A 24,993-nucleotide genomic window follows, 5' to 3' on the forward strand; every position below is an offset into this window, starting at 1 on the left:
TCGGTTGCACTGTGGTCGGGCATCCTCACGGGCGTTCATTCGAACGCCGGATGCTTCTCGGCCTATCCGTCGATGACGCCGTTCAGCGTGGCGCTCGGACGCATGACAGCGTCGACCTTTGCCTGCGGGGCATGATAATAGCCGCCGGTATCGGCCGGGCTGCCCTGAACACCGTTCAGTTCGGCAAGAATGGCACTCTCGTTGGCGCCAAGGGCCTCGGCGATCGGCGCGAAATGCGCCTTCAGGTCCGCGTCCTTGTCCTGGGCGGCCAAAGCCTGGGCCCAGTAGAGAGCGACGTAGAAGTGACTGCCGCGGTTGTCGAGACCACCGACCTTGCGGGCCGGGGACTTGTCGTTGTCGAGCAGCTTTTCAACGGCACTGTCGAGGGTTTCCGCCAGGATCGCCGACTTGGTGTTGCCCTTGGCGTTGGCGAGATGTTCCAGCGAGGCCCCGAGGGCGCAGAATTCGCCGAGCGAATCCCAGCGCAGGTAGTTTTCCTCCTGCAACTGCTGGACATGCTTGGGAGCCGAGCCGCCGGCTCCGGTCTCGAACAGGCCGCCGCCGTTCATCAGCGGAACGATGGACAGCATCTTGGCCGAGGTGCCGACTTCCAGGATCGGGTAGAGATCGGTGAGGTAGTCGCGCAGCACGTTGCCGGTGATGGAGATCGTGTCCTCGCCGCGGGCGATCCGCTCGGTGGTGTAGCGCGCGGCCTCGGTCGGGGCCATGATCTTCAGATCGAGGCCGGCGGTGTCGTGCTCCGGCAGATAGGCGTCGACCTTCTTGAGCAGTTCCGCGTCATGGGCGCGGCTCTTGTCCAGCCAGAACACACCGGGCATGCCCGACAGGCGCGCACGCGTGACGCCAAGCTTGACCCAGTCGCGGACCGGGGCGTCCTTGGTGCGGCAGGCGCGCCAGATGTCGCCGCCTTCGACGGCATGTTCGATCAAGGTGGTGCCGGCAGCATCGACAATGCGGATGGTACCGTCGGCGGATGCCTTGAAGGTCTGCGGGTGGGAGCCGTATTCCTCGGCCTTCTGGGCCATCAGGCCGACATTCGGCACGGTGCCCATCTTCGCCGGATCCAGCGCGCCGTTCTCGCGGCAGAAGTCGATGACGGCGGAATAGACACCGGCATAGGAACTGTCCGGGATGACGCATTTGGCGTCGGCTTCCTTGCCGTCCGGGCCCCAGCCCTTGCCACCGGCCCGGATCAGCGCCGGCATGGAGGCGTCGATGATGACGTCGGAGGAGACGTGCAGGTTGGTGAGGCCCTTGTCGGAGTTCACCATGTACAGGTCCGGGCCGTTGTCGAGCGCGGCCTTGACGTCGGCCTGGATCTCGGCGGCCTTGTCGGCCGGCAGGGTCGCGACCTTGGCCTCCAGATCGCCAAGGCCGAGATCCGGGCTGACGCCGAGTTCGGCGAAGGTTGCGGCGTGCTTGTCGAAGACGTCCTTCAGGAACACTTTCACGCAATGGCCGAAGATGATCGGGTCGGAGACCTTCATCATGGTGGCCTTCAGATGCAGGGAGAACAGGACGCCCTGGTCCTTCGCATCCCGGATTTCCTGTGCCAGAAACGCGTCCAGAGCCTTGACGCTCAGGAAGGTGGCGTCAACAACATCACCTTCGTCCAGCAGCCAGTCACCCTTGAGCGTGGTCGTGGTGCCATCCCTGGCGACGAATTCGATCTTCGCGTTGCCGGCCTGTGCGGCGGACAAGGTTATCGACTTCTCGTTGGCGCGGAAGTCGTTCTGACCCATGGTCGCGACATGGGTCTTGGAGGTGGACTGCCACGCGCCCATGCGGTGCGGGTTCTTGCGGGCATATTCCTTGACGGCCTTCGGTGCGCGGCGGTCGGAATTGCCTTCGCGCAGCACCGGGTTCACGGCAGACCCCTTGATGGCGTCGTATTTCGCCTTGACCGTCTTTTCCTCGTCGCTCGAGGGATCGGACGGATAATCGGGCAGTTTGTAGCCCTGGGCCTGCAGTTCCTTGATCGCCGCGTTGAGCTGCGGCTGGGAGGCGGAAATGTTCGGCAGCTTGATGACGTTGGCATCCGGCTTCTTGACCATCTCACCCAGTTCGGCAAGGTCGTCCGACTGCTTCTGGTCGTCGCTCAGGTATTCGGGGAAACTCGCCAGGATACGGCCGGCAAGGGAAATGTCCCTGGTGCCGATGGTCAGGCCGGCTGCCTTGGTGAAGGAGCGGATGATCGGCAGGAACGAGGCGCTTGCCAGTTCCGGTGCTTCGTCGACCTTGGTGTAGATGATATCGGCCATGACACTCCCTTTTCCCAGCGTTCGACTGGTGTCGTGCGGACCGGCGATACGCCGTTCCTATTGAATTTCAAAATGCGTATACAATTGTACGCAATCAATTGAAAGCCCTCCTGACGGCGGAGGGGGAAAGTTCAGGGGAGTTCTAGCAAAGCCGCTGGAAAAGGCAATCGGAAGGACGGACAACGCGGTAGTCAGCCCGGTGCGGGCCATCGCGCCACAGCCTTTGTCAAATGAACAAGCAGGCGTCTGCCGCGGTCGAGCGTGAAATCTGGCCCGGCCCGGCTTTTCATTTTCTCCTGAACCCGGTAAATCCCGGTTACATGAGCAAGAACGCGAACATCAGAGACGAATCCAGGAATGTGACCGCGCGGCCACCGGCCGTGATCCTGTGCGAGCCACAGCTCGGCGAGAACATCGGCACGGCGGCGCGGGCCATGGCGAATTTCGGACTGGTGGATCTCAGGATCGTCAATCCGCGCGACGGCTGGCCGAGCGAGAAGGCGCGCGCGGCCGCGAGCCGGGCGGACCACGTCATCGACAAGGTTCAGGTGTTCGACAGCGTCGAGGCGGCGGTCGCCGACCTGCAATTCGTGTTCGCGACGACAGCACGCTCGCGCGAGGTGTCCAAACCTGTGCGCGGTCCGGACGAAGCCGCGGTGAAATCCGTGTCGCTTGGCGAGAGCGGAAACGCGACCGGCTATCTGTTCGGCCGGGAACGTTGGGGGCTGAACAACGAGGAAATCGCACTCGCCGACGAGATCGTCACCCTGCCGGTCGATCCGGATTTCGCGTCGCTCAACATTGCCCAGGCGGTCCTGGTCTGCGCCTATGAATGGCGCAAGACGGCGGTCTCCGGAGCCTTGCCGTTCCTGTTGTCGACGGAGGAGCATCCTCCGGCGAAAAAGGACGAAATCGTGCGTTTCTTCGAACATCTGGAGGGCGCACTGGACACTGCAAACTTTTTCCGGCCGCCGGAACGGCGCCCGCATATGGTGCGCACGCTGCGTAACATCTTCCAGAAAGCAGAGCTGACCGAGCAGGAAGTCCGGGCGCTGCGCGGCGTGGTGGCCTCGCTCGAAAAACGCGCAACCCGGCCGCGCAAGGACCGGGGCACACCGGATACCGGTGATTAGCAAGTCAGGACGGATATCTTGCCTGCCGCACTGACGGCGAGATTTTCATGCCACAGGGGCTTGCGTGGAATCAGGATGCGGAAAAGGCGAAATGGCAAACAGTGGACCGGTTCTGTTCTTCGATTCCGGCCTCGGCGGGCTCACGGTACTGCGTGAGGCGCGCTATCTGCTGCCTTGCGAAGCGCTGCTCTATGTGGCCGACGATGCCGCTTTTCCGATCGGCCGCTGGCCCGAGGCGGATCTGACCGCCCATATCCTGTCCCTGTTCGACGATCTTGTTGCAAGGTACAGGCCCAGAGCCGTGGTGGTCGCCTGCAACACCGCCTTCACGCTGGCCGGAGCCGCCTTGCGAAAAGCGCATCCGGATGTGCCATTTGTCGGCACGGTGCCAGCGATCAAGCCGGCCGCCGAGCGGACGGCTTCCGGACTGATCTCCGTGCTGGCAACACCGGGGACAGTCCGCAGAACCTATACGAGAAGCCTGATCGAAAGCTTCGCCGGCCAGTGCCATGTGCGTCTGGTCGGCTCGGACGGTCTGGCCGAACTGGCCGAAAGGCACCTGCGCGGCGAGGCGGTGGCGGATGACGCCCTGCTTGGCGAGATCAGGGACTGCTTTGTCGAATGGGACGGCCGGCGGACCGACATCGTCGTTCTGGCCTGCACGCACTATCCCTTGCTTGCCAACCGGTTCCGCGCGATCGCGCCCTGGCCGGTCGACTGGCTGGACCCGGCCGAGGCCATCGCCCGCCAGCTTGTGCGGGTGCTGGGGGAGGGGCGCGCGGAGGCGCGCTCGCATCAGCCTGACAAGGCGGTGTTCACATCCCGCCCGCAGGACCCGGTGCTTGAACGGCTGCTGGCCGGCTTCGGGCTGGTGCTGGAAGGGCAATAAGACAAGACAGCGACAAGGGGCATCGCCCACCCCCTGGCCTCGTCGTGAAGAACCGCGAAGCACTGCCCCGGAGCGGAGCATGGGCAGGAGAGCCCGAGACAGGTTCCTGATCCTTCGAGACGGGCCCCGGGCCCTCCTCAGGATGCGGCGCGCCGTCCTTGCGGTCTGAACGAACAGGCGTCCGGCCGTCGACCTGATCGCTCGCCGGTGTCTGTCACGCCGCGAGGCACTTCACGGCAAGACCGTCGTCGGAGCGTTTGGCAGCGCGCTTGAGGCCCATGATCTCGTCGTTGAGCGTGTCGGGTGACACGGTCATGCCCTTGGTCAGGCTCAGGATGGAAACGGAACACTGCAGCAGGGGAAACTGCCGCGTCGTGCCGAAGCGGTCCTGGGCCTCGATAAAGCCGCGTTCCCTGTGTTCGTGCTCATAGAAGCTTTCCACATCGACCCGGAACGCGCGCTTGAGCGCCAGCATCCGGGCGGCGACGTCCGTCTGGTCGCAGTTCAGGAACCCGACGAAGAAATCGTCACCGCCGATATGACCGCGGAAAGTGCCGGTCCCTGAAATATGCCGTTGCAGCAGTTCACTGAACAGGATGATCGCCCGGTCGCCCTGGCGATAGCCGTAGGTGTCGTTGAACGGCTTGAAATTGTCGAAGTCGAGATAACACAGGTGCCGTTCGTGGCCGGAGTTGCCGGCCATGTCGGAGATGAAACGGGCAATGGCGCCGTTGCCCGGCAGTCGGGTGAGCGGGTTCTGGTCCTGCGCTTCCTGCAGGCGTTTTTCATGAATGATCTTCAGCAGCGAGGTGGCGGACAGAAAACCCGCATAGCGGAAGTTCTCGGTGATGATGATCCCGTCCGAATTGATGGACGAGGCAAAGGTCACCAGCAGCATGTCGGCGTTGCTGTCGATGTCCGCGATCGGACAGGCCCGGACAAAGGAGCGCAAGGGGAAGTCGAGCGCGGCCTTGGCATCGTCCTCGTCCGCGCCGCCGGTGTAGAGATAGGCTTTCAGGTCGCGCTCGTGGATCAGTCCGCGCGGTTCGAAGGTGGCGTTCAGAACGGGGATCACGCTGCCGTCCTGATTGTGTACCACCATGTCGATCAGTTCGTTCATGGACGCATCGAACCGGATTGTCGGCAACTGGACCAGTTCGTTGCGGATGCGTTCCTGTTCCTGCTGGCGCTTGTGTCCGTGACCAGGGGCGCGGACATGATCGTAAAACAGCCGGGCACTTGTCGCTTTCCGGAAAGGCCGGGCGACAAAATATCCCTGGATCAGATCGCATCCCGCCTCGCGGCAGGCCTTGAATTCCGGCTCGGTTTCCACGCCTTCCGCAATGACCCTGGCACCGAGCACATGTGCCAGATTGGCAACGGTGGTGACGAACAGCTTGCGCCGGGCGTCGCAATCGATCCCGTTCAGAAAAAAGCGGTCGATCTTGACATAGTCGGGGGACAAGTCGTGCAGAAGCCGCAACTCGGAGGACCCGCGGCCGAAATCGTCGAGCGCTATCATGAAACCGAGCTGGCGCAGATCGTTGATCGCGTGATGGGTCACGTCGGTGAAGGTCTGCTGATGGCGTTCGGAAAACTCCAGGCAGATCTGATCGACCTTCAGGCCGGCTCCGGTCACCAGTTCGGCGAAACGCATCCGGGGATCGCCGGCCTCTCCCAGATCGCGGCCATCCAGCTTGAAATAGAGTTTTGTTCCCTGGGCGATCTTCAGAGCGCTGAAACACTCCAGTGCCCGGGTGAAGAGCCGCGCCTCGAGCTGCGGCAGGAACCCCTGTGTGTGGCTTTCGTCGATCAGCTCGTCCGCCGTCCGGGTGTCGTCCCCGTCGCAATTGCGGATCTGGGCCTCATAGCCGTAAACCACCCCGGTGCCGATATCGACGACCGGTTGCAGGACATAATCGATCATTGCCGGCGGGTCGTTCCGCGTTCGAAAGTAGGCGCCGGATTCGCCCGGGCTGGTCTGACCTGCTGAGTGAGGTATCGCTGACATGCGTAATCCTATTGCCAAGGTCCGGCTTGTGTATTTTCGAAGCGTGTCGGGACGTAAGAGCGTCGCCATGCTGGTATTATTAGCTATGGTTGTAATGCTGATTGCATAGTGAAAAGCTGCAATTAAAAATTCCTAAATGTATGCATTAATTTCGAGGTTTTGTGAAAATAGCTTATAAACTGCGGGGTAACCGCCCTGTTTTGAGCTCGAAACCGGCGACCATCCAGTGACACGGCCGGCGACAGCTCCGGGAAAACGCCGGGTGAAGCGGCGAATCCTGTGTCTCACCGGCCGCGTGCATTGACAAATCCAGGCGCCGCCTGTATCTCCGCGCAATCCGGTTGGCTGTTGCCTTCCGGGTTCACGCACCCGTGGGCATCCGGCCGGCGCCGTCTAGCTGGATCCCTGTCGATCCGATCATCCCGAAGTCCGGGTTGTGAGGATAAAGGAGGGCGCGTTTCCTTGATAGAACAACAACGCGAATTCAAAGGAAACCGCGATGTCCAAGCGCCACAGCGTTAAGTACAAACTCGACCGCCGGATGGGCGAAAACATCTGGGGCCGTCCGAAGAGCCCGGCCAACAAGCGCGAATACGGCCCCGGCCAGCACGGTCAGCGCCGCAAGGGCAAGCTGTCCGATTTCGGTATTCAGCTGCGTGCCAAGCAGAAGCTTAAAGGCTACTACGGCAACATCACCGAAAAGCAGTTCCGCAAGGTCTATGCCGATGCATCCCGTCAGAAGGGGGATACTTCGGAAAACCTGATCGGCCTTTTGGAGCGCCGTCTGGACGCGATCGTCTACCGCGCCAAATTCGTTCCGACCGTGTTTGCTGCCCGTCAGTTCATCAACCACGGCCACATCAAGGTCAACGGCAAGCGCGTTAACATCGCGAGCTACCAGGTGCGTCCGGGCGACGTCATCGAAGTTCGCGAGAAGTCCAAGCAGCTCGGCCTGGTACTGGAAGCCATCCAGTCCGCAGAACGGGATGTGCCGGACTATATCGACGCCGACCACAACAAGATGACCGCGACCTACGGTCGTATCCCGAGTTTCTCCGATGTGCCGTACCCGGTGCAGATGGAACCGAACCTGGTTGTCGAGTTCTATTCGCGCTAACCAGCGCCGAACAAGAATTGAAGAGAAGGGCCCGCCATCGGCGGGCCCTTTTTCTTTGTCTGTGTGGGCAGGGTAACTTCGTCCAGGATCGCCCATGCGGGGCCAGGCAGCGGATCGATACCGGTCCATCATCGAAACAGGCGCCAGGCCTTTTCTGCCGCGATATCTCCATGAAGGGCAACGTGTTCGAAAGCGCGCCGAAAAGCTGTTTTGGCTTGAGCGGGTCTTGCGTCCGATGGCTTTTTTCTCTCAATTGGGCGGGACGGCCTCGGTCCGTCAAAGGACCGAGCCGGGATCTGAATTGCTAGAACAGGATTTTCCATGAATTTGTTACGCGCTCTTGCGGTGTCGGCTGTCCTCGCCGCGCCGGTTTCGACAGCTCTGGCTTCTCCGGACGTTGATTTTCCGCAGTCCGGCAAATCCTATGGCGGGAATGTGCGGGCAGGGCCAGGCACGCAGTACCGCGACATAGGCAGTCTGGGAGACGGAACCGCCATCGTGATCGTGAACGGAACGGGCGTTCTCATGAACGGCTACGAGTGGTTCCAGATCCGCTATGGAAACGGCAAGTCCGGGTATCAATGGGGGGGACTGATCTGCTCTGAAACCGCTTATCCCGGTATTTTGACCACCTGTGCACGCGGGCTCGGCAATGTGCAGCCGCCGGTCACGCAGGGCGGCGGCGGTGTCGCCATTTCCCCCGGGGTGAGCGGCTTCAACGTCGATCAGGTCTTTCATGCGCAGGGCAGCTTCTCGAACGCCGGTGGCGGCCAGTGGGAGGAACTGAACCAGAATGGACAGGTCGCGTTCCGTTTCGAGGAGCGCGGGCGCAACGAGGGGACCGTGTTTCTCTACGATACGTCCCGCGATGTGTCGCTGCAGCTCGATCTGGTGCGCGGTCAAATCATGTATGGCGTCTACAGCGAGCCCAAACAGCCCCTTTATGCGATCACCAACGCCATTGCGGATGTTCAGGCTCAGGGGACCCTGTCGCCGGTTTCGGAATCCGTCACACACCATTACACCTGCGCCGAAGGCTTGCCGCTTGTGGTCACCTACGGACAGACCGGTGACGGCTACGCGATCTTCTCTATCGACGGCTCTCCCCAGATGCGCCTTGAACAGGTTCGCAGTGGATCCGGCGCACTTTACACCGACGGCGCCCATTCCCTTCACAGCAAGGGAAACAGTGTCATTCTGACAGGTCCGGCAGGGACCGATACCTGCAGCGAATAACGTGCGCACCGTGGCGGAGGCGGCAGGTCTTCCCGTCGCCTCCGGCACATGCTCGATGCCCGCAAGGCGGCTGCCGCCCGCGTCGTGGCGGTCCGGCCCGCCATGGCCTTACCTTGCGCAGAGGACTGACTCACGCAGAGGACTGGCTCAGCCTTCGAAAATACGCTTGCGGGCATTCTCGACGTGGTTGCGCATGGCCAGCCTGGCGGCGTCGCTGTCGGCCTGTTCGATTGCCTCGAAGATTTCATAATGCTCTGACTGAACGAGCTTGAGGCGTTGCTGGGGTTTTGTGAGCGACAGATTTCTTGTCAGGTTCATGCCTGTCAGGATGTTCGACTGCATGGACGACCTGGCGGCGGCGAAATACTTGTTGTCCGCTGCATTGCAGATGGCCACGTGGAAGGCTTCGTCCGCGGCGACGCCCAGTTCTCCGGCCTTGATGCACCGCTCCAGTTCGTCCAGGGCAAGGCGCATTTCATTGAGGTCGGCATCGGTCCGCCGCCCCGCGGCCAGATAGGCGGCTTCGCCTTCGATCGCAGCCCTGAATTCAAAGGTGCGCTGAATATCGGCGATGGATCCGACAGGGGCGAAGTCGCGGACTGCGCCTTCCGGGCGCCGGTTGACATAGGATCCGGACCCCTGGCGCGAGACGATGACGTCGTCCTCACGCAACTGCTTGAGGGCCTGGCGCAGGACAGGTCGTGAAATGCCGATTTCCTCGGAAAGCACCTGTTCTGTCGGTAACTTGCCGCCGACGGGGATGTCGCCATCCATGATCTTGGCAAGTATGCTCTCATAAGCCCGGTCGGAGAGAGTCCGGTCCTTCTCGGCGGCGCCCCTTTTGACTATCTGCCTTTTTCCTGACGCCACGCCTTAAACCTGTTTGCCGTAGACGGATCGGTCGGGGGGTAAAGCCCGAATGTCGACGCGCCCTGTTTCACCAGTTCCATGACAAAGTCCTCGAAGACGGTCATCTCCACAGCTTCGTCAGCTACATCATGTGCCATATGGTGGGGAATACAAACAACACCCTCATTGTCCCCGACGATGATATCTCCGGGAAAAACCGACACGCCGCCGCAGGCAATCGGATCATTCACCGCAACGGCGTGATGCCTGGTCAGGTTGGTCGGCGCGCTCGGCCGGGCGTGAAAGCCGGGCATGTCGAGTTCGGCGATTTCGGGTGTGTCCCGGAACCCGCCGTCGGTCACGATGCCGCGGCAGCTGCGGGCCTGGAGCCGGGTTGCCAGGATGCAGCCGGCCGAGGCGGCAGAGGCATCCCCCCGGGCGTCGATCATGAAGATGGCGCCGGGCGGACATTCTTCGACGCCCTTGCGCTGGGCGTTGGTGCGGTCGGCGAATGATTCCAGGGTATCGAGGTCTTCGCGGGCCGGAATGTAGCGAAGCGTGTAGGCCGGTCCCACCATGTTCTCGCCCGGCCGCAGGCGGTGCAGCCCTTGCAGGAATATGTTTTTCAGTCCGCGCTTGAAGAGAACGGTTGTGAGTGTGGCGGTGCTGACCGCCATCAGCTTGTCGTGCGTGGTCCTGTCCAGGCTTGCCATGGAAAAACTGCCTCTTTTGGAGTGCCGGGGTGGTGTGGCGCACTGACACGCTTATTGGTGTCGGAAAAATTTGTCAATTATTTGTAATGTTCACCGGTCGTGCCGGAAAGCTTTCAAATGGCTGCCGGCCGCGCAGCCGGTTATGGGTTTTGCCCTCACATGAACAGTCTACATGTATTTTATCTAATTGATAAATATGATAAAATTCTCCTTCTCCTTCTGTTTTTTCATGAATTTCCGGTTTCGGGACGCGTCAGGCTGAGGTGTCTGCCGAGGCGTGGAAAATCATCTGATTCTTGAATTTGTAATAATTTATATTGATTTGCAGGCCTGAACAAAGCTAGTTGGGCGCAGACAGGAAGACGCCTGCGGAACGTGTCTCTCGGAACGGCGGTGTCGCCCGGGGAAGGACCTTGCCGGTTCTGGTGCGGGCAGGAACGTCTTTGTGCCGAGTGCGTGCATGTGGCGCGGACAGGGCAGGTTCATCGCAACTGGAAGGGACGACTATGGAACTGAACGGAAAAACAGCAATTGTCACCGGGGGTGGCCGCGATATCGGCCGAGCGTGCGTCCTGGCTCTTGCGCAAGCCGGTGCCAATGTTGCCGTCAACTATTTCAGCAGCGGTGAGGGCGCCGACAGCGCCGTATCGGAAATTACCGCGGCGGGGGGCAAGGCCTTTGCCATGCAGGGGGACATGACCCGCCCATCCGATGTGACCGCGCTGGTGGAGCGGACAGTTTCGGAGTTCGGTGGCGTTGATATCGTGGTGCCGGTCACGGGCGGGCTCGTTGCCCGCAAGACCGTCCCTGAAATCACCGCGGAACACTGGCAGACGGTGTTCGACCTCAATGTCACATCGGCGTTTCTCATCATTCAGAAGTCCCTGCCGCACATGAAAGCCGGAGGCGCCGTCGTGAATGTCGCCTCGCAGGCCGGCCGCGACGGCGGCGGCCCGGGCGCGCTCGCCTACGGCATGGCCAAGGGGGCTGTGATGACCATGACCCGGGGAATGGCGAAGGAATTCGCGCCCGCGATTCGGGTCAATGCGATCTGCCCGGGCATGATCGACACGGACTTCCACAACGTCTTCACCAAGCCGGAGGTTCGCAAGAAGGTTGCGGAGGCGACGCCACTCAAACGTGAGGGGGCATCGGAGGACGTCGCAAATCTTGCCGTGTTCCTTGCCGGTGACAACTCGGCGTTCATCACCGGAGCCTGCGTCGATATCAATGGCGGAATGCTGTTCTCCTGACGATGCCGTCGCCCGCATGCCGGCGAAACCGTTGCGCGGTTTCGCCGGTGTTGTCGAAGCGGCGCCGGGTGGGCGGGGGACAGGAATTCTGAATTCTTCAAATATTTCAATTCATTGATATCTGTGTCAGGGAGAATTTGTTTTATCGATTTTTAAACTTGTAAAAATTTGTTATTTACGTATCGTCTGCGAAGGTCAAACAGGGAGGATCTAATGACCATTGCCAAATCTTTGAAACTGGGTGTGGCGCTCGCGTCCGCGGTGGCAGCCACTGTCGCGTTCGGCTCGCTTGAAACTCAAGCCCGCGAACTGCGCGGCTGGAACATCCATGTCGACGACTATCCGGTGTCTCACGGCATGGAAGCGTTCGTGAAGGAAGTCAGCGAAAAGACCGGCGGTGAGATCACCGGCAAGGTCTACCACGGCGGGGTGCTCGGTTCGCAGCCTGATGCCATCGAACAGACTCGATTGGGAGTGATCGATTTCGGTGTCTTCAGCCTCGGGCCGATGGGACAGTCCGTTCCGGAAACCAACGTCGTGTCGCTGCCGTTCATCTTCAAGAGCGTTCCGCAGATGTACGAGCTCATGGACGGTGCGCCTGGCGCAGCGCTCAGCAAGGGGCTTGAAGCGAAAGGCCTCGTCGCGCTCGGTTATTACGATGCCGGTGCCCGCTCTTTCTACACGTCGAAGAAGCCGATCACCGAACCGGCGGATCTGGGCGGCATGAAGATCCGTGTCATGAACAACGATCTGTTCGTCGGCATGGTTGATTCCATGGGTGGCAACGCAACGCCGATGGCGTTCGCCGAAGTCTACCAGGCGATCAAGACCGGTGTGGTGGACGGTGCGGAAAACAATCCGCCGTCCTATGAGTCCACCAACCACTTCGAAGTCGCGAAATACTACTCGCTGACGGAACACCTGGTCATTCCCGAGTGCCTGTGCATGAGCAAGAAGAGCTTCGATGCGCTGACGCCCGAGCAGCAGGAAATCGTCCGGGTCGCCGGCCGCAACAGCACCGAACTGCAGCGCAAGCTGTGGCAGGACCGTGAAGCGGCCAGCATGGCCAAGGTGGAATCCGGCGGTGTTGCCGTGAACTCGATCGAGGACAAGGCCGCGTTCCAGGCTGCTATGGCGCCGGTCTACGAATCGTTCCTGTCGCAAAATCCGGACCTGACCGAACTGGTCGACATGTTCCGGAACGCACAGTAACGCCCTGTGTGGGCCGTGCCACTCTTCCTCCGGCACGGCCCACATGGCCGCGTGCGCCAAAGCGTAACAATCTTCTACGTCTGAAATACACGAATTCCGGCTGCCCTTTGCAAAATGGCCGAGCGTCCCCGGACGCCGGAAGGGGTACGCTCCAGCGGCACGAACAATTGAAAACGCGCACCGCTTCCCTCGTTTTCGCTCGCGGATTAACATCGCTCCGATCGAGCCGATCTGTTCCTGTTCTGAGTTCGTAATCTAATCCGGAGAGGCCTTGATGCCGCAAATTGGAAGTTTCTGGGACTTGCTGGAAGTGTCCCTGGACCGGATCAAGCGTGTCTGCGTGCTGCTGGCGTCCGTCGCCCTGGTGGTGCTCGTCGCGACCTTCGGCTGGCTGGTGTTCGGCCGCTATGTCCTGAACCAGACGCCCACCTGGGTCGAACAGCTCGCGCTTCTGCTGATCTGCTACATCACCTTTCTGGGGTCCGCGGTCGGTATTCAGGAACAGACCCATCTCGGCGTGACGTTCCTGCGCGACTCTCTGCCGGAAAAGGCGCGGGAGGGCCTGCTCCTGTTGACCGACCTGTGCCTGGCCATCTTCGGAGGCGTCATGCTGTTGGCCAGTATCGAACTGTTTCAATTCGGCTGGTCGACCCTTCTTCCCATGCTGAACATTCCCGAAAGCGTGCGAACCGCCTCCGCCGTGGCCTGTGGCGCGTTGATGGTGCTGTTCGCGGGCGGGCGGCTCCTGTTGCGTGTCAGATGCCTTCTGCACGGCGAGATCTACGAGACAAAAAGGGTGGAAAAATAATGGGTCTTGCTATTCTGCTCGGTGTCTTCGGCGTCAGCGTCGTCGTCGGCATTCCTGTCGCCTTCGCCATGGGCATCTCGGCCGCGGCGGCATTCTGGTACGAGGGCTTTCCCCTCCTGATGACCTTTCAACGGGCGATCGCGGGTGTCGCGTCGTTTTCGCTGCTCGCGATTCCGTTCTTCGTCTTCGCCGGCGAATTGATGCTGCACGGCGGTATCGCGGTCCGCCTGGTCCGGCTGGCGTCCGCGCTTGTCGGGCATGTCCGCGGTGGGCTGGCTTCCGTGAACATCTTTTCCAGCATGCTGTTCGGCGGTATTTCCGGCTCCGCCATCGCCGATATCTCGGCTCTGGGGTCCCTGCTCATCCCGGTGATGAAGGAAAAGGGTTACAGGGCGGATTATGCGGTCAACGTGACCGTGACGTCCTCGGTTGCCGGAATCGTCATCCCGCCGAGCCACAACATGATCATCTTCGTGGTCGCGGCCGGTGGCGGCATCTCGATTTCCAAACTGTTTCTCGCCGGCGTGATCCCGGGCATGCTCATGTGCCTGTGTCTGGCAGTCGCCGCCTATGTCGTCGCGCTCAAACATAATTACGGGTCTGAACCCTTTCCGGGGTGGCGGGTCGTTGCGCAGACTGCCGTCACGGCGGTGCCGGGTCTGATCACGGCGGTGATCATTGTCGGCGGCGTCCTGTCCGGTGTCTTCACGGTCACGGAATCGGGTGCCTTCGGTGCGATCTATGCGCTCGCGCTGACGGCCTTCTGCTACCGCACCCTGGACTGGGACAAGTTCGTGGTGGCGGTCACCAGTGCCATGCGAACCACCGCGATGGTCATGATCCTGATCGGCTTCGCCAGTTCCTTTGCCTATCTGCTGGCGCTCTATCAGGTGCCGGCACGGCTGAGCGAGTTCCTGCTCGGCATTTCAGAAGAGAAGATCGTCATCCTCCTGATGATCAACGTCATGTTGCTCATGCTGGGGATGATCATGGACATGGCGGCGCTCATCCTCATCTGCACGCCGATCTTCCTGCCGATTGCGCGGGAACTGGGCATGGATCCCGTTCAGTTCGGGATCATGATGCTGGTCAATCTGGGGCTTGGTCTGTGCACACCGCCGGTGGGAACCTGCCTGTTCGTGGGGTGCGCGGTCGGCAAGATCCCGATCGAGCAGGCGCTGAAATCAATCTGGCCGTTCTATCTGGCGCTGTTCGCGGCGCTCATGCTGGTCACTTACGTGCCCGCGGTCTCCATGTTCCTGCCGTCCCTGTTCGAATAGGGCGTTTCAAAAGGACAGAGGCGATGCGCCGGTCTCGTGCCTTGCCGAAGGCAGCACGGGGCCGGCGTGCCGGGACCTGGAACAGATGCGCCGGCCCCGGTCAGAGGCCGAGCTGATCACATGCGGCAAGGGCCGACATGCCGCCGTCAATGGTAAGATCGTTGCCTTTCAGCCAGCTGCTTTGCTCGGAGGCCAGAAACAGGATCAGATCGGCGACTTCCGCCGGTGTGCCCGGACGCCCGACACGGGCGACGTTTCTGGCCATACGATCTCCGAAGGCGGTGGCGAAATCATCCAGGATGCCGGTGCTGACCGCTGCGGGGCTTACCGAATTGACCCGCAGGCCGCGGGCGATCAGCCGTTCCGTATTGGCGACGCCCCAGGCGATGACCGCTTCCTTGGACAGGTTGTAGGCCGCCACATGGCCAATGCGTTCATCGGCAATGAAGCGACCCAGATCATCGACGGTTTCAACCGCAAACAGCCGTTTTACCTGCTCGATATTCTCGCGCCAGCCGGCACCGGCGCGCGAGGCGGTGTTCACGATGGCCGCGCCGTTCGCGAGCTTGGGTTCGAGGCAATGGGTCAGCTTGACCAGACCCAGGAAATTGACGGCCAGAATGGATCCGGAAAGACCTTCGCGGGGCGGCAGGCCGGCATTGTTGATCAGACAGTCAAACGGTCCGTCCACGCGGGCAGCTGCCGTCTCGATGGCCGCAGGATCGGCCATGTCGACCTTGACCCAAAGGTCGACGTCTTCCGGCTCGCGGATATCAAACGCAGTGATTTCATAGCCGCGGGCCTTGAGTTTTGCGACCGCCGCCGCTCCGATACCGGTCGCAGCACCCGTGATGACTGCACGCATTGGGGCCTCCCTCCCTGGGTTATCTGACCTGCAAGCGCCATGATGCACCGCGCCCGGGTCAAGGCGGGCACGTCTGGTGTCAGGACGGCGCAGGAGAGCAGGCTCTCCTGCGCCGTCGCTGCGGTCAATCCAGGACGCCGGCCTCGCGATAGAACCGTTCCGCGCCGGGATGCAATTCCATCAGTCCGCGCTTGCTTGCGGCGAATTTGACATCGAGGGCCTGCGCCCAGGGCGCATCGGAGGTCACACTTTCAAGGTTGTCCCAGAACGCCTTGGTGATGCGGTAGACGGTGTCTTCGTCCAGATCGGTGCGCACGGCGATGCCGACGGCGGTGTCGAAGGAGACCACCGGACCGTCATTCGTCTGTCCGGCGTAAAGCCCTGCGGGTGTTTCCGCCCGGTAGCGCCACTTGCCGAGCCACTTGTCGACGGCTTCGCCCTCGGCATCTTCCGGTCCGATGAAGCGCAGGTTCTCGGTTTCCGTGAACTGGATGAACTGGCCGCAGGGATCGAGGCACCCGTTCACATAGACATCGATTTTCCCGTCGAGAAAGGCCTGATAGCCGGTTGCCCAATTGGCTTTTATGGCGTCGTAGTCTTCGCCGGCAACGAGACCGGTCGAGCTTTCGATCCAGCCGCGCGCGGCGTTGTAGGCGCCGCCGCCCTGGGGCCCCAGAAACACCGACGCGCCTTCGATGTCGTCGAGCACCTGGATGTCGCTGTCGGCGCGGACCGCGAAGTGATACGCGCCATAGGGGAACCACATCAGCAGGCGAACGTTTTTCGCCAACTCCGGAGCTTCGGCCTCGTTCTTGTACATTGCCTTGCCGCCGGCCATCAGATTGTAGATAACCGGGCTTGTCATCGACATTTCCAGGTTTCCGCGGCCGACTTCCAGTTGATGGAGCGTCGCCGCTCCGCCGCCGGAAACCTCGATCGAGATATCGTCCAGATTGTCGGTCACCACATTGGCGAATGTTGCCATGGTGATCGCCTGACCAAGGCTCGGGGCGATTGTCGCCATCTTCAAGGTCGTGGATTGGGCGTGCGCGGGCGTCGTTGATAGAAACGCCGCGAGTGTCACTGCCGATAAGAAACGCATGGTATTCCTCCCTGAATAGGTGTGTGTCACGTGGTGGATTTCGGAATGGCCGTCGGAGAGGGGGCTCCTCTTAGGAAACGGTGCGCCACAAGCAATGCGGCAGCGGCCAGAAACGCCGGACCGGCCACGAGATAATTCGGTACGAGGATGGCAAAGCCGGCGGCGATCCGGGCGATCCGTTCAAGCGGGAACAGCCTGTTCTTTTCGTATCCGGCCATTGCCGAGGTCAGCAGCCACATCGATATCGTGAACGCCAGAACGATCCAGCCGAGTCCGGCCCAGCTCACGCTGGTCACGTCAATCATCGCTTTCGATTTCGGCAGTTCTTCGCCAAACCAGGCAAAAAGAACCTGCAGTTTGTAAAGAACCGACGGGTGATAGACGAAGACGAACGGAATGAGAAAGCCGGCGATCGAAAGGCGGGCGGCCTCGAAACCGGTCCGGACGGGATCGGCCCCAGCAATCGGGGCTGCTGCGAAGGCGGCGAGGGCAACCGGCGGTGTGACCGTCGAAATGACCGCGAAGAACACCACGAACAGATGCAGGGTGAGCGGCGCAATTCCGACCGCATCGATCCCGGAACTCAGCGCGATCACGATGATGAAATAGGTCGCGCCCGGGGGAAGTCCCATGCCGAGGACAATTGCTCCCAGCGCGACAACGATCAAGGTCGTGAACAGCGGGCCCGACGCAAGCTGCGCCAGCAGCAGCGACAGTCTTCCGGAGAAACCGGACACCTGGATGAGACCGACGATCAAACCGATCGCCGTGACGATGACCACGATCGAGGCGGACATTTTTCCGGCGTTGACAAAGGCCGTGTAGAGCCTGTTCCAGCTCCGGAATTCCGGGAAAAACACGAGTGCGCAAACCAGTGCCGAAATGAAACCGTAGAATCCGGCTTTCGGGATGGAAGGCTGTGAAAACAGGAAATAGCTCAAGACGCCTAGTGGCAGGATGAACACCAGGCACTTGACCCCTTCCGACCGGCTCAGACCGGGCCGCGCCTCGGCCGGAAGCGCACCGACACCCTGCCGCCGTGCCTCGAAATAAACCGTCAGGAAAATCCCGAGATAGAAAAAGACCGCCGGTACGATCGCGGCAACCACGATATAGCGGTATTCCAGCCCTATCTGTCCGGCGACAAAGAACGCGACCACACCCATGACCGGTGGCATGATCTGGCCACCGGTTGATGCCGAGGCTTCCACGGCTGCGGCGAATGCAGGCTTGAAACCGGACTTCTTGATGACCGGGATCGTCATGACGCCAGTCGAAACCACGTTTGAAATCGCGGCGCCCGAAAGGGTTCCGAACAGTGCCGACGAGGCAATGGCCGCATGCGCGGCGCCGCCGGTGAACCGGCCCGTGGCACGGTTGGCAATCTTCATGAGGAGAGTGCCGGCGCCGCTGACCATCAGGACGGCTCCGAAGCAGATGAAAACAAGAACGTTGCCCGAAACCACCTGAATCGGCTGGCCGAACATGCCGCCTGTCTGCGCCCAGAAATTGAGCACCATCGACCGCATCGATTGCTCAAAGGTGCTTTCCGAACCCGCCAGGATGCCGGTCCATTCCGGCAGCAGGCCGCGGACGAAAAAATAGATGATCCAGAACAGGCAGAAGCCGACGATAAAGTTGCCGAACTGGCGCCATGTGAGGTAGAGCGTCAGGGCCACGGCAATGGGAAACGTGATGAAATCGACGGGCGAGGCCGAAGGCAACGCGCCTCCGTCGACAGCGAAGAGTTTGGCAATCCACAGGCAGAAGGTGGCGGTGGACAGCGCCGCAAGTCCCCAGTTCAACCAGTGGAACCGGACTGAAAGCGTCAGGAAGCTGATCGCGAACGAAAACACGATGGGCAGACCGAGGATCAGGCCGGTCGGCAGCAGAAAAGACCGTTCGAAGCCCTTGTAGGCTGCGCCGAGCCAGTTTTCCTTCAGCAAAACGCGTTGATCCCTGCGTGACAGGTCCTCAAATCCCGGTGTCGTGGTTTCAATGAACCAGCGAACGAATTCGGTCAGAGGACCGGATGCCGCGTAGATCAGGATGACGAAGACAAAGGCCACCGACAGAAGATTTGCGACTGTGCGCTCGGCTGTGTCACGCATCAGCGGTTCGCTTTTCTGATGACAGCAGCCGTTTGGCTTCCCACAGGTACGTGTTCCGGGCGGTGACGTTTATTTCATCCTCGGCCAGCAGGCTCAGGGTTGCCGCCTTGAGGTCCCGGGTGGACGCTTCCAAAGCGGGCACTCCCAGCGCCATCAGGTGATCGCAAAGCTCCAGGCACCATTGTTTGTCCCGGGTGGCTCGGGCCGCCTGGTCAAGGGCTTCCGGCCCCCCGGCGAGGCGGGCCATGTGTTCCGCGCGGCGTTTTGCAGTCATGGCGCCCAGATTGCTCGGATTGCCGTCGTACCAGCCGAGCGTGCCGACCGCATATGCGCGGGCCGACCAGCCGACCTTGCCGTAAAACTCGCCCAGCCAGGGTTTGGAAGCCAGATGGCCGGGAAGTGAAATGGTTGCCGCGATCTCTTCAAGTCCGAGCCCTTCGTCCATCATGCGTGCCGTTTCGCTCATCACATGAAAGATCGCGTCGCGCGTCGAGGTCAGGACGTCACGGACCTTCGCTTCGCCGAACACGGGCCGGGTATGGCCCGGGCCGAGCACCCGGGCGCCGAGACCGGCCAATCGGTCGAGACTGTGCGCCCAGGCAGCGAAGTCCCGGTAGGGCGTGCCTCTTATGGCGTAGAGGTTCGGAAAGGCGTGATACCAGTTGTCTCCGCATAGCAGCACCCTTGTGTCGGGCAGCCACACGACCATGTGGTCGGCGGTTTCTCCGGGCGCGGCCAGCAGTCTGGCGGGCACGCCGTCCAGATCGAACGTGCAGTCCTCGGAAATGAGCTGGTTGGGCGGCACGAAACCGGCGCCAAGCCCTTCCAGGGGGCGGTCGCCGGGGCCACAGCCGATGGAAACGCGTTCCTGCGCGGACAGGCCGAACCCGAACTGGGCCCGGGTGCGCCGGCCGAGTGCCCGGGCAGGCGAGATCTCGTCGGGATCGTTGTCGACCAGATCGGACTTGAAACCTGCCTGCGCCAGGATCGGGATCTGACGCCCCTGCGCAAACACGCTGGCGCCGGAAATATGGTCCCGGTGACTGTGGGTATAGATGATCCGCCCGACGGGTTTCGCGCAGCGCTTGCGAAATTCCGCAAGCACGTTTTCAGCCGCCCTGGTGCTTTCCGATGTGTCGACGATGGTGACGCTGTTACCGCCCTCGATCATGAACTGGCAGGACGCGGCATAGCCGACTGCGCCCCAGACGCCGGGCGCAAGTTCGATTATCTCTTTTCTGAACTGTGTTCTGTCGTGGGCGAGGAGCGCTTCGTTCGGCATCGAGGCTACTCCTTCGCATAAACGGTCTGCGTCCGGCTCCGGTACCGGGCGGTCATCTCTTCAGGCACCTCCGTGCCATCATAGAGGAAGGGCAGGATTCCGCGCCGTGCCGAGCGTCCGCGCATGGCGGCGATGTCGTCCTCGGACCGGGTGACACGCTGGGACATGCGCCGCCCCCATTGCCCGAGCAGGCCGTAGAGACGGTCGATCTCGGCCTGGTGGCCGACCGACTTGGCAAGATCATGGAATTCCTGCGGGTCGGATGTCAGGTCGAACAGCATGGGACGGAAGCCGCCCTCGGCATGGATCAGCTTGTAGCGGCCGTCAAAGACCATGAACAAACGGGCATCGCGCGAGGAGACGCCCAGCTTTTGGCACATCGGGGTGACGGAATAGTCGTATTCGCTGACTACGAAGCTGCGCCAGTCCGGGGTTTCTCCGTGCAACCACGGCGTCAGGCTGAGGCCTTCCAGGATATGATCGGCAACCTTGCCGCCGGCAGCCTCGACGAACGTGGGGGCGAGGTCGATTGCCTCGACGAGGGCGTCGCATGTGGTGCCCCGGGTGCCGTCGGCCTGTGTTCGCGGATCGTAGACGATCAGCGGCACCTTCACCGATGGATCATGGAACAGATCCTTTTCGCCCAGCCAATGATCACCGAGATAATCGCCATGATCGGAGGTGAGCACGATCATGGTGTTTTCCATGCGGCCGGTTTCCTCCAGGTGATCGAGAAGGACCCCCAGTTGGTCGTCGCATTGTTTGATGAGGCCCATGTAGGCCGGAATGACCTTCTGTCTGACGTCGTCGCGCTGGAAGGCCTGCGCGATGCGATTGCCCATGAAGGCATCGTAAACCGGATGCGGGTTCTCGCGTTCGACCGGATGGACGACGGCCTGTGGCACATGGTTGCTGCCGTACATGTCGTGATAGGGGGCAGGGACGATGTAGGGCCAATGCGGCTTGATGAAACTCAGATGCGCGCACCAGCCGTCCTGTGCCTGGTCGATGAAGCTGATTGCCTCACGGGTCAGCCAGGGCGTTTCGCTGTCATCTTCCCGGATATTGGCCGGCTTGTCGCAGTTCTTGAACATCCATCCCGATGCAATCTCGCCGTCTTTTTCGACGCCTGCATTCGCGAAGTCCGCCCAGGGATTTTGCGACGGATAGCCCTTTGTCTTCAGGTATTCGTTGTAGGGCGAGCGTTTCTCATCATAAAAGCCGTCCGGTCCTTCTCCCCAAAGTCCGTCGTCGCGGATCCAGGCGTCGAAGCCGCATTCGGTCTGCCGGGCACCGATCTGGCTGTCGGGGCTGAGCCCGAGCCGGGCCATGCCTTCCACGTCCGCCTTCATGTGGGTCTTGCCGAGCAGCCAGCACTCCATGCCGGCGCGGCGCAGATGATCGCCGAGCGTCTGTTCGCCGACCCGCAGCGGAAAGCCGTTCCACTGGGCACCGTGGGAGGACGCATAGCGACCGGTATAACAGCTCATCCGGCTGGCGCCGCACACGGGCGACTGCACATAGGCATTGGTAAAGCGCACGCCCATGGCCGCGACCCGGTCGAAATTCGGCGTGTGCAGATGCTGATGGCCCGCGCAACTCAGGTAATCGAACCGGAGCTGGTCATACATGATGAACAGGATGTTCACGTATTTTCCTCCCGACGTGCCGCTTGAGCGGCATCATTGCGGGCAGACTAGCACTCAAGGGGTATATCCCTCAATTAACCTGATCTCATGGGTATAACCTCAGGTTATGTCTGGCTAAGGCCCCGGCCTTCTTCCCTGATGAAGTCGGCGAAGGCGAGGGCGGCTGGGGTCAGCAGTCTTTCCCGTGTCCAGGTGAGGGCGATATCGACCGTGAGCATGCTCAGGTCCACCGGCAGCGCGGCCACGTCCCATCTGGCGACGAGGTCGTCCGCGATCAACGAAGGGAACGAGCAGAGGACGTCCGAACATTCAAGGATGGCGAGGATGCTCAGGATCGAATCGGATCTGATCGCTGGGTCCGGTCCCTGCAGGCCGTGATGCCGGAAATAGCTCTGGAAGAGAGGCGGGCGGCTGCGCGGCCCGATGACGGCCCACCGGGCCCCGAGCAGATCTTCCGGGCGGCTGAGATCCTTCAGCGGCGATTGCCGGCCGGCCAGGAAGGTGATCGACGTCTTCACAAGGTGTTCGACATGAAGACCCGTTCTCGAGACGTCCTCGGGGGCAGGACCTATCACGAAGTCGGCTTCGCCAGACCGCAGGCTGCGGAAGGCGTCCGGCGCGTGCCCGCCGGTGATGCGCAGCTCGATCCCGGGAAACCGGCTCTGGAACCGCCGCATCACCGGCGGAATGATCTTCAGCGCGGCCAACGGGGACACCACCACGGAAATCGACCCGACATAGGTGCCGCGCGATTGCGCGATGTCCTCGGTCAGTTTCTCCAGGTCGCGGCGGATCCGCTGGCAGCGTTCTATGACGGGCAGGCCCTCCAGCGTCGGCACGATCCCGCTCGGCACCCTGTGAAAGAGCACCACGCCGAGGTCGCTCTCCACCTTCTTGAGCGCCTTGGTGATGGCCGGCTGGGACTTGTCCAGTGCCTTTGCCGCCGCGGCAAGGCTGCCCAGGGTCGCGATCGCGGCCACCAGTTCCACATATTGCGTTTTCACCTGAGCCCCTCCAAGGCATTGCGGTGGCCATCATAGGAAGCGGATCGCCCGCTGCAAGAGCGACGGTGCCGGTGTCTGCACGCCGGCACGCGCGCGGTGCGCGCACGCTTTGCCCTTTTCCCGGACGCCGCGATCCGCTATGCCAGCGCAAAGACCGGACACCGTATCGAGCCGCTATCATGAACGACATCGCCGACAGCTCCGTCACCGACGTGCCCGCGCTCTTGCGCGCAGCGCCTTCAACTGTCGAGTTCAAGAAACTGCGCAAGCGCTTGCTGAGGCAGGCGCGTGAGGCAATCAGCGATTTCGGCATGCTTCGGGAGACCACGGCCGACGGTCACAAGCCGAAGTGGCTGGTGTGCCTGTCCGGCGGCAAGGACAGCTACACATTGCTGGCGGTGCTGATCGAGCTGAAATGGCGCGGTCTGCTGCCGGTCGATCTGATCGTCTGCAATCTCGATCAGGCGCAGCCGGGGTTTCCCGCCGACATCCTGCCGAAGTTCCTTGAAGACAACTGCATCGAGCATGTCATCGTGCGCGAGGACACCTATTCCATCGTCACCGAGAAGATCCCGGCGCACCGGACCTATTGTTCGCTGTGTTCGCGGCTGCGCCGGGGGATCCTGTACCGGATCGCACGCGAACAGGGCTGCGAGGCGATCGTGCTCGGCCATCACCGGGACGACATCCTTGAAACCTTCTTCATGAACCTGTTCCACGGCGGCCGTCTGGCCTCCATGCCGCCGAAGCTGATCAATGACGAAGGCGATCTTCTGGTGCTGCGCCCGCTCGCCTATGCGGCGGAAGGCGACATTGCCCGCTATTCGAACGGCATGGGGTTTCCGATCATTCCCTGCAACCTGTGCGGCTCCCAGGACGGGCTCCAGCGCGAGGAAGTCAAGCGCATGCTTCAGGGCTGGGAAAAGCAGAGCCCCGGCCGTATGGCGATCATGGCACGCGCGCTGGGAAATTCGCGTCCCTCGCATCTGCTCGACCGGTCGCTGTATGATTTCATCAACCTGCGTCCGGCGGACAGCCCCCCTGCAGAAGACGGGTCCCCTGCCGAAGACGGCGCTGAGGCGGAAGAGCCTTGCGGGGCAAGCCTTGCGATGACGGCGAAGCTGTTCGCGGCGGAGTAAGAGGCCGTTCCATCCGGTCTGCGGCGCAGCGTGTCGTTTGGCCGGGATGCGTGAACCGTCAGTCGTCGGGACCTTATCCCGCGAACAGCTCCCTGATCCATGCCTCCACCGTCTGTGTCGCGGTTTTCGGCGAGACCGCCGGGGTTCGGCTGAGCAGGTGGTGCGTGCGGGCAGACGGAACACGGATATCAAGCGGAACCGAGAGCCGGCCGTTGGCAACGGGACGCGCGGCGACCTTGCCGAGCAGCAGCGCGATGCCGCCATGCGCCGCGGCCAGTTCGACGGCGGCCAGCGACGTGTCGACCGTGATGCTTGCGTGTCTTTCCGGACGGGGCAGATCGCAGGCCTCCAGATAGCGGGGCCAGTGATCGTCGAAGCCGAGCACATGAATGCGTGGCTGCGCCAGCAGGTCCTCAGGGGCATTCAGGGATGCGGCCATTTCCGGATGGCAGACCGGAACGATGACCTCCGGACCGAGCGGTTCCGCCGGACTGTCCGGCCAGTTGCCCGTGCCCAGCCGGATCTCGATGTCGATGCCGGTTTCCAGGACCGTGTCCGCCCAGATGGCGGACAGAAGCCGGATATCGAGCCCGGGATGCTGCCGCCGGAAATCGGCAAGGGCCGGGGCCATGATCAGCGCGGCTTCGGAGATCGGTGCGCGGATGGTGACGGTCCCGGTCGAGCGGCTGCCGAAAAGACCTTCGGTGGAGGTGGCGAGTTCCTGAAGCGCCTTGCGCACGGCCGGAAGATAGGCCTTGCCGCTGGCGGTGAGGTCGACCTTGCGCGTGGTCCGCTCCAGAAGCTGGTGGCCGAGCTGGGTTTCCAACGCGCTGACATGGGTGCTCACGGCGGCCTGGGTCAGGCCAAGTTCGGTGCCCGCCGCGGTGAAACTGCCCAGACGGCTCGCGGCCTCGAAGCTTCGGATCCAGACCAGATTGGGGAGGGACGGCATCGCGCACCATTCATAAAAAAATACTGGTAATGTTGCCTTATTATATCGTTTCTCTTTGAGTTGCGCGAGATGCAGGGTGAGTTTTCCCGAAATCAGTTCTTCAGAA

At 61.7% G+C, this 24,993-nt stretch carries 20 protein-coding genes; 9 read left to right on the forward strand and 11 right to left on the reverse strand.

Translation table 11 applies throughout. From position 1 onward, the window contains the following. Positions 1 to 62 precede the first annotated feature (62 nt). Positions 63 to 2,282, reverse strand: a complete 2,220-nt coding sequence (locus WNZ15_RS06525) for an NADP-dependent isocitrate dehydrogenase (RefSeq protein WP_342892151.1) — start codon at positions 2,280 to 2,282, stop codon at positions 63 to 65. Positions 2,283 to 2,602: 320 nt separating this feature from the next. On the opposite strand from WNZ15_RS06525, the gene WNZ15_RS06530 reads away from it, so the two are divergent. Together WNZ15_RS06530 and murI are read left to right on the forward strand one after the other, a co-directional pair. Beyond that, positions 2,603 to 3,415, forward strand: coding sequence for an RNA methyltransferase (locus WNZ15_RS06530; RefSeq protein WP_342892152.1), 813 nt, complete (start codon positions 2,603 to 2,605; stop codon positions 3,413 to 3,415). A 91-nt stretch (positions 3,416 to 3,506) separates the two neighbouring features. Beyond that, on the forward strand, positions 3,507 to 4,304 hold the full coding sequence (gene murI, locus WNZ15_RS06535) for a glutamate racemase (RefSeq protein WP_342892153.1): 798 nt from the start codon (positions 3,507 to 3,509) through the stop codon (positions 4,302 to 4,304). A gap of 214 nt (positions 4,305 to 4,518) precedes the next feature. On the opposite strand, the gene WNZ15_RS06540 is transcribed toward murI, so the two are convergent. Then, positions 4,519 to 6,231: an EAL domain-containing protein gene (locus WNZ15_RS06540; protein ID WP_342892154.1), complete on the reverse strand. Its 1,713-nt coding sequence runs from the start codon at positions 6,229 to 6,231 to the stop codon at positions 4,519 to 4,521. A 583-nt stretch (positions 6,232 to 6,814) separates the two neighbouring features. Between WNZ15_RS06540 and rpsD the strand changes: the two genes are divergently transcribed. Both rpsD and WNZ15_RS06550 read left to right on the forward strand, forming a co-directional pair. Next, positions 6,815 to 7,432, forward strand: a complete 618-nt coding sequence (gene rpsD / locus WNZ15_RS06545; protein WP_342892155.1) for a 30S ribosomal protein S4 — start codon at positions 6,815 to 6,817, stop codon at positions 7,430 to 7,432. Positions 7,433 to 7,753: 321 nt separating this feature from the next. Further along, the gene (locus WNZ15_RS06550) at positions 7,754 to 8,668 is read left to right on the forward strand and encodes an MliC family protein (RefSeq protein ID WP_342892156.1); all 915 of its coding nucleotides are present in this window, start codon (positions 7,754 to 7,756) and stop codon (positions 8,666 to 8,668) included. 147 nt (positions 8,669 to 8,815) lie between these two features. Here WNZ15_RS06550 and WNZ15_RS06555 read toward each other — a convergent pair whose 3' ends face one another. After that, positions 8,816 to 9,538 (reverse strand): FadR/GntR family transcriptional regulator, encoded by a 723-nt coding sequence (locus WNZ15_RS06555; RefSeq protein ID WP_342892157.1) that lies wholly within the window; start codon positions 9,536 to 9,538, stop codon positions 8,816 to 8,818. Beyond that, positions 9,514 to 10,230 (reverse strand): ribonuclease activity regulator RraA, encoded by a 717-nt coding sequence (locus tag WNZ15_RS06560; protein WP_342892158.1) that lies wholly within the window; start codon positions 10,228 to 10,230, stop codon positions 9,514 to 9,516. Before WNZ15_RS06560 ends, WNZ15_RS06555 begins: the two co-directional genes overlap by 25 nt. A gap of 506 nt (positions 10,231 to 10,736) precedes the next feature. On the opposite strand from WNZ15_RS06560, the gene WNZ15_RS06565 reads away from it, so the two are divergent. The 4 genes from WNZ15_RS06565 to WNZ15_RS06580 all read left to right on the forward strand — a co-directional run bounded on the left by WNZ15_RS06565 (position 10,737) and on the right by WNZ15_RS06580 (position 14,783). Next, positions 10,737 to 11,483, forward strand: a complete 747-nt coding sequence (locus WNZ15_RS06565) for a glucose 1-dehydrogenase (protein ID WP_342892159.1) — start codon at positions 10,737 to 10,739, stop codon at positions 11,481 to 11,483. Positions 11,484 to 11,696: 213 nt separating this feature from the next. Then, positions 11,697 to 12,695, forward strand: a complete 999-nt coding sequence (locus WNZ15_RS06570; RefSeq protein WP_342892160.1) for a TRAP transporter substrate-binding protein — start codon at positions 11,697 to 11,699, stop codon at positions 12,693 to 12,695. Between the two features lie 274 nt (positions 12,696 to 12,969). Continuing rightward, positions 12,970 to 13,503, forward strand: coding sequence for a TRAP transporter small permease (locus tag WNZ15_RS06575; protein ID WP_342892161.1), 534 nt, complete (start codon positions 12,970 to 12,972; stop codon positions 13,501 to 13,503). After that, the gene (locus tag WNZ15_RS06580) at positions 13,503 to 14,783 is read left to right on the forward strand and encodes a TRAP transporter large permease (protein ID WP_342892162.1); all 1,281 of its coding nucleotides are present in this window, start codon (positions 13,503 to 13,505) and stop codon (positions 14,781 to 14,783) included. The genes WNZ15_RS06575 and WNZ15_RS06580 overlap by 1 nt, the downstream gene beginning before the upstream one ends. A gap of 100 nt (positions 14,784 to 14,883) precedes the next feature. Here the strand turns inward: WNZ15_RS06580 and WNZ15_RS06585 are convergent, their stop codons facing one another. The 6 genes from WNZ15_RS06585 to WNZ15_RS06610 form a co-directional block, all read right to left on the reverse strand. Beyond that, on the reverse strand, positions 14,884 to 15,648 hold the full coding sequence (locus WNZ15_RS06585; RefSeq protein WP_342892163.1) for an SDR family oxidoreductase: 765 nt from the start codon (positions 15,646 to 15,648) through the stop codon (positions 14,884 to 14,886). A 124-nt stretch (positions 15,649 to 15,772) separates the two neighbouring features. After that, complete coding sequence (locus WNZ15_RS06590; protein ID WP_342892164.1) at positions 15,773 to 16,750, reverse strand: TAXI family TRAP transporter solute-binding subunit; 978 nt, start codon at positions 16,748 to 16,750, stop codon at positions 15,773 to 15,775. Positions 16,751 to 16,776: 26 nt separating this feature from the next. Then, the gene (locus tag WNZ15_RS06595; RefSeq protein WP_342892165.1) at positions 16,777 to 18,861 is read right to left on the reverse strand and encodes a TRAP transporter fused permease subunit; all 2,085 of its coding nucleotides are present in this window, start codon (positions 18,859 to 18,861) and stop codon (positions 16,777 to 16,779) included. Beyond that, complete coding sequence (locus WNZ15_RS06600) at positions 18,854 to 20,143, reverse strand: alkyl/aryl-sulfatase (RefSeq protein ID WP_342892166.1); 1,290 nt, start codon at positions 20,141 to 20,143, stop codon at positions 18,854 to 18,856. The genes WNZ15_RS06595 and WNZ15_RS06600 overlap by 8 nt, the downstream gene beginning before the upstream one ends. Before the next feature lie 5 nt (positions 20,144 to 20,148). Beyond that, positions 20,149 to 21,792 carry a sulfatase-like hydrolase/transferase gene (locus WNZ15_RS06605; RefSeq protein WP_342892167.1) on the reverse strand — a complete coding sequence of 548 codons (1,644 nt, stop codon included), beginning with the start codon at positions 21,790 to 21,792 and terminating at the stop codon, positions 20,149 to 20,151. Positions 21,793 to 21,896: 104 nt separating this feature from the next. Further along, complete coding sequence (locus tag WNZ15_RS06610) at positions 21,897 to 22,796, reverse strand: LysR family transcriptional regulator (protein WP_342892168.1); 900 nt, start codon at positions 22,794 to 22,796, stop codon at positions 21,897 to 21,899. Positions 22,797 to 22,975: 179 nt separating this feature from the next. Between WNZ15_RS06610 and ttcA the strand changes: the two genes are divergently transcribed. Then, entirely contained in the window at positions 22,976 to 23,935 is a 960-nt protein-coding gene (gene ttcA / locus WNZ15_RS06615) for a tRNA 2-thiocytidine(32) synthetase TtcA (RefSeq protein ID WP_342892169.1), read from the forward strand. A gap of 73 nt (positions 23,936 to 24,008) precedes the next feature. On the opposite strand, the gene WNZ15_RS06620 is transcribed toward ttcA, so the two are convergent. Then, positions 24,009 to 24,887 (reverse strand): LysR substrate-binding domain-containing protein, encoded by an 879-nt coding sequence (locus WNZ15_RS06620; protein ID WP_342892170.1) that lies wholly within the window; start codon positions 24,885 to 24,887, stop codon positions 24,009 to 24,011. Positions 24,888 to 24,993 lie beyond the last annotated feature (106 nt).

Source organism: Roseibium sp. AS2 (genome assembly GCF_038900065.1).
In the GTDB taxonomy this organism is placed as follows: domain Bacteria; phylum Pseudomonadota; class Alphaproteobacteria; order Rhizobiales; family Stappiaceae; genus Roseibium.

Bases quoted from the DNA above. Each gene is read 5' to 3' on its own strand.
- WNZ15_RS06525 (WP_342892151.1), bottom strand. From the start codon at position 2,282: ATGGCCGATATCATCTACACCAAGGTCGACGAAGCACCGGAACTGGCA.
- WNZ15_RS06530 (WP_342892152.1), top strand. From the start codon at position 2,603: ATGAGCAAGAACGCGAACATCAGAGACGAATCCAGGAATGTGACCGCG.
- murI (WP_342892153.1), top strand. From the start codon at position 3,507: ATGGCAAACAGTGGACCGGTTCTGTTCTTCGATTCCGGCCTCGGCGGG.
- WNZ15_RS06540 (WP_342892154.1), bottom strand. From the start codon at position 6,231: ATGATCGATTATGTCCTGCAACCGGTCGTCGATATCGGCACCGGGGTG.
- rpsD (WP_342892155.1), top strand. From the start codon at position 6,815: ATGTCCAAGCGCCACAGCGTTAAGTACAAACTCGACCGCCGGATGGGC.
- WNZ15_RS06550 (WP_342892156.1), top strand. From the start codon at position 7,754: ATGAATTTGTTACGCGCTCTTGCGGTGTCGGCTGTCCTCGCCGCGCCG.
- WNZ15_RS06560 (WP_342892158.1), bottom strand. From the start codon at position 10,230: ATGGCAAGCCTGGACAGGACCACGCACGACAAGCTGATGGCGGTCAGC.
- WNZ15_RS06565 (WP_342892159.1), top strand. From the start codon at position 10,737: ATGGAACTGAACGGAAAAACAGCAATTGTCACCGGGGGTGGCCGCGAT.
- WNZ15_RS06570 (WP_342892160.1), top strand. From the start codon at position 11,697: ATGACCATTGCCAAATCTTTGAAACTGGGTGTGGCGCTCGCGTCCGCG.
- WNZ15_RS06575 (WP_342892161.1), top strand. From the start codon at position 12,970: ATGCCGCAAATTGGAAGTTTCTGGGACTTGCTGGAAGTGTCCCTGGAC.
- WNZ15_RS06580 (WP_342892162.1), top strand. From the start codon at position 13,503: ATGGGTCTTGCTATTCTGCTCGGTGTCTTCGGCGTCAGCGTCGTCGTC.
- WNZ15_RS06585 (WP_342892163.1), bottom strand. From the start codon at position 15,648: ATGCGTGCAGTCATCACGGGTGCTGCGACCGGTATCGGAGCGGCGGCG.
- WNZ15_RS06590 (WP_342892164.1), bottom strand. From the start codon at position 16,750: ATGCGTTTCTTATCGGCAGTGACACTCGCGGCGTTTCTATCAACGACG.
- WNZ15_RS06595 (WP_342892165.1), bottom strand. From the start codon at position 18,861: ATGCGTGACACAGCCGAGCGCACAGTCGCAAATCTTCTGTCGGTGGCC.
- WNZ15_RS06600 (WP_342892166.1), bottom strand. From the start codon at position 20,143: ATGCCGAACGAAGCGCTCCTCGCCCACGACAGAACACAGTTCAGAAAA.
- ttcA (WP_342892169.1), top strand. From the start codon at position 22,976: ATGAACGACATCGCCGACAGCTCCGTCACCGACGTGCCCGCGCTCTTG.
- WNZ15_RS06620 (WP_342892170.1), bottom strand. From the start codon at position 24,887: ATGCCGTCCCTCCCCAATCTGGTCTGGATCCGAAGCTTCGAGGCCGCG.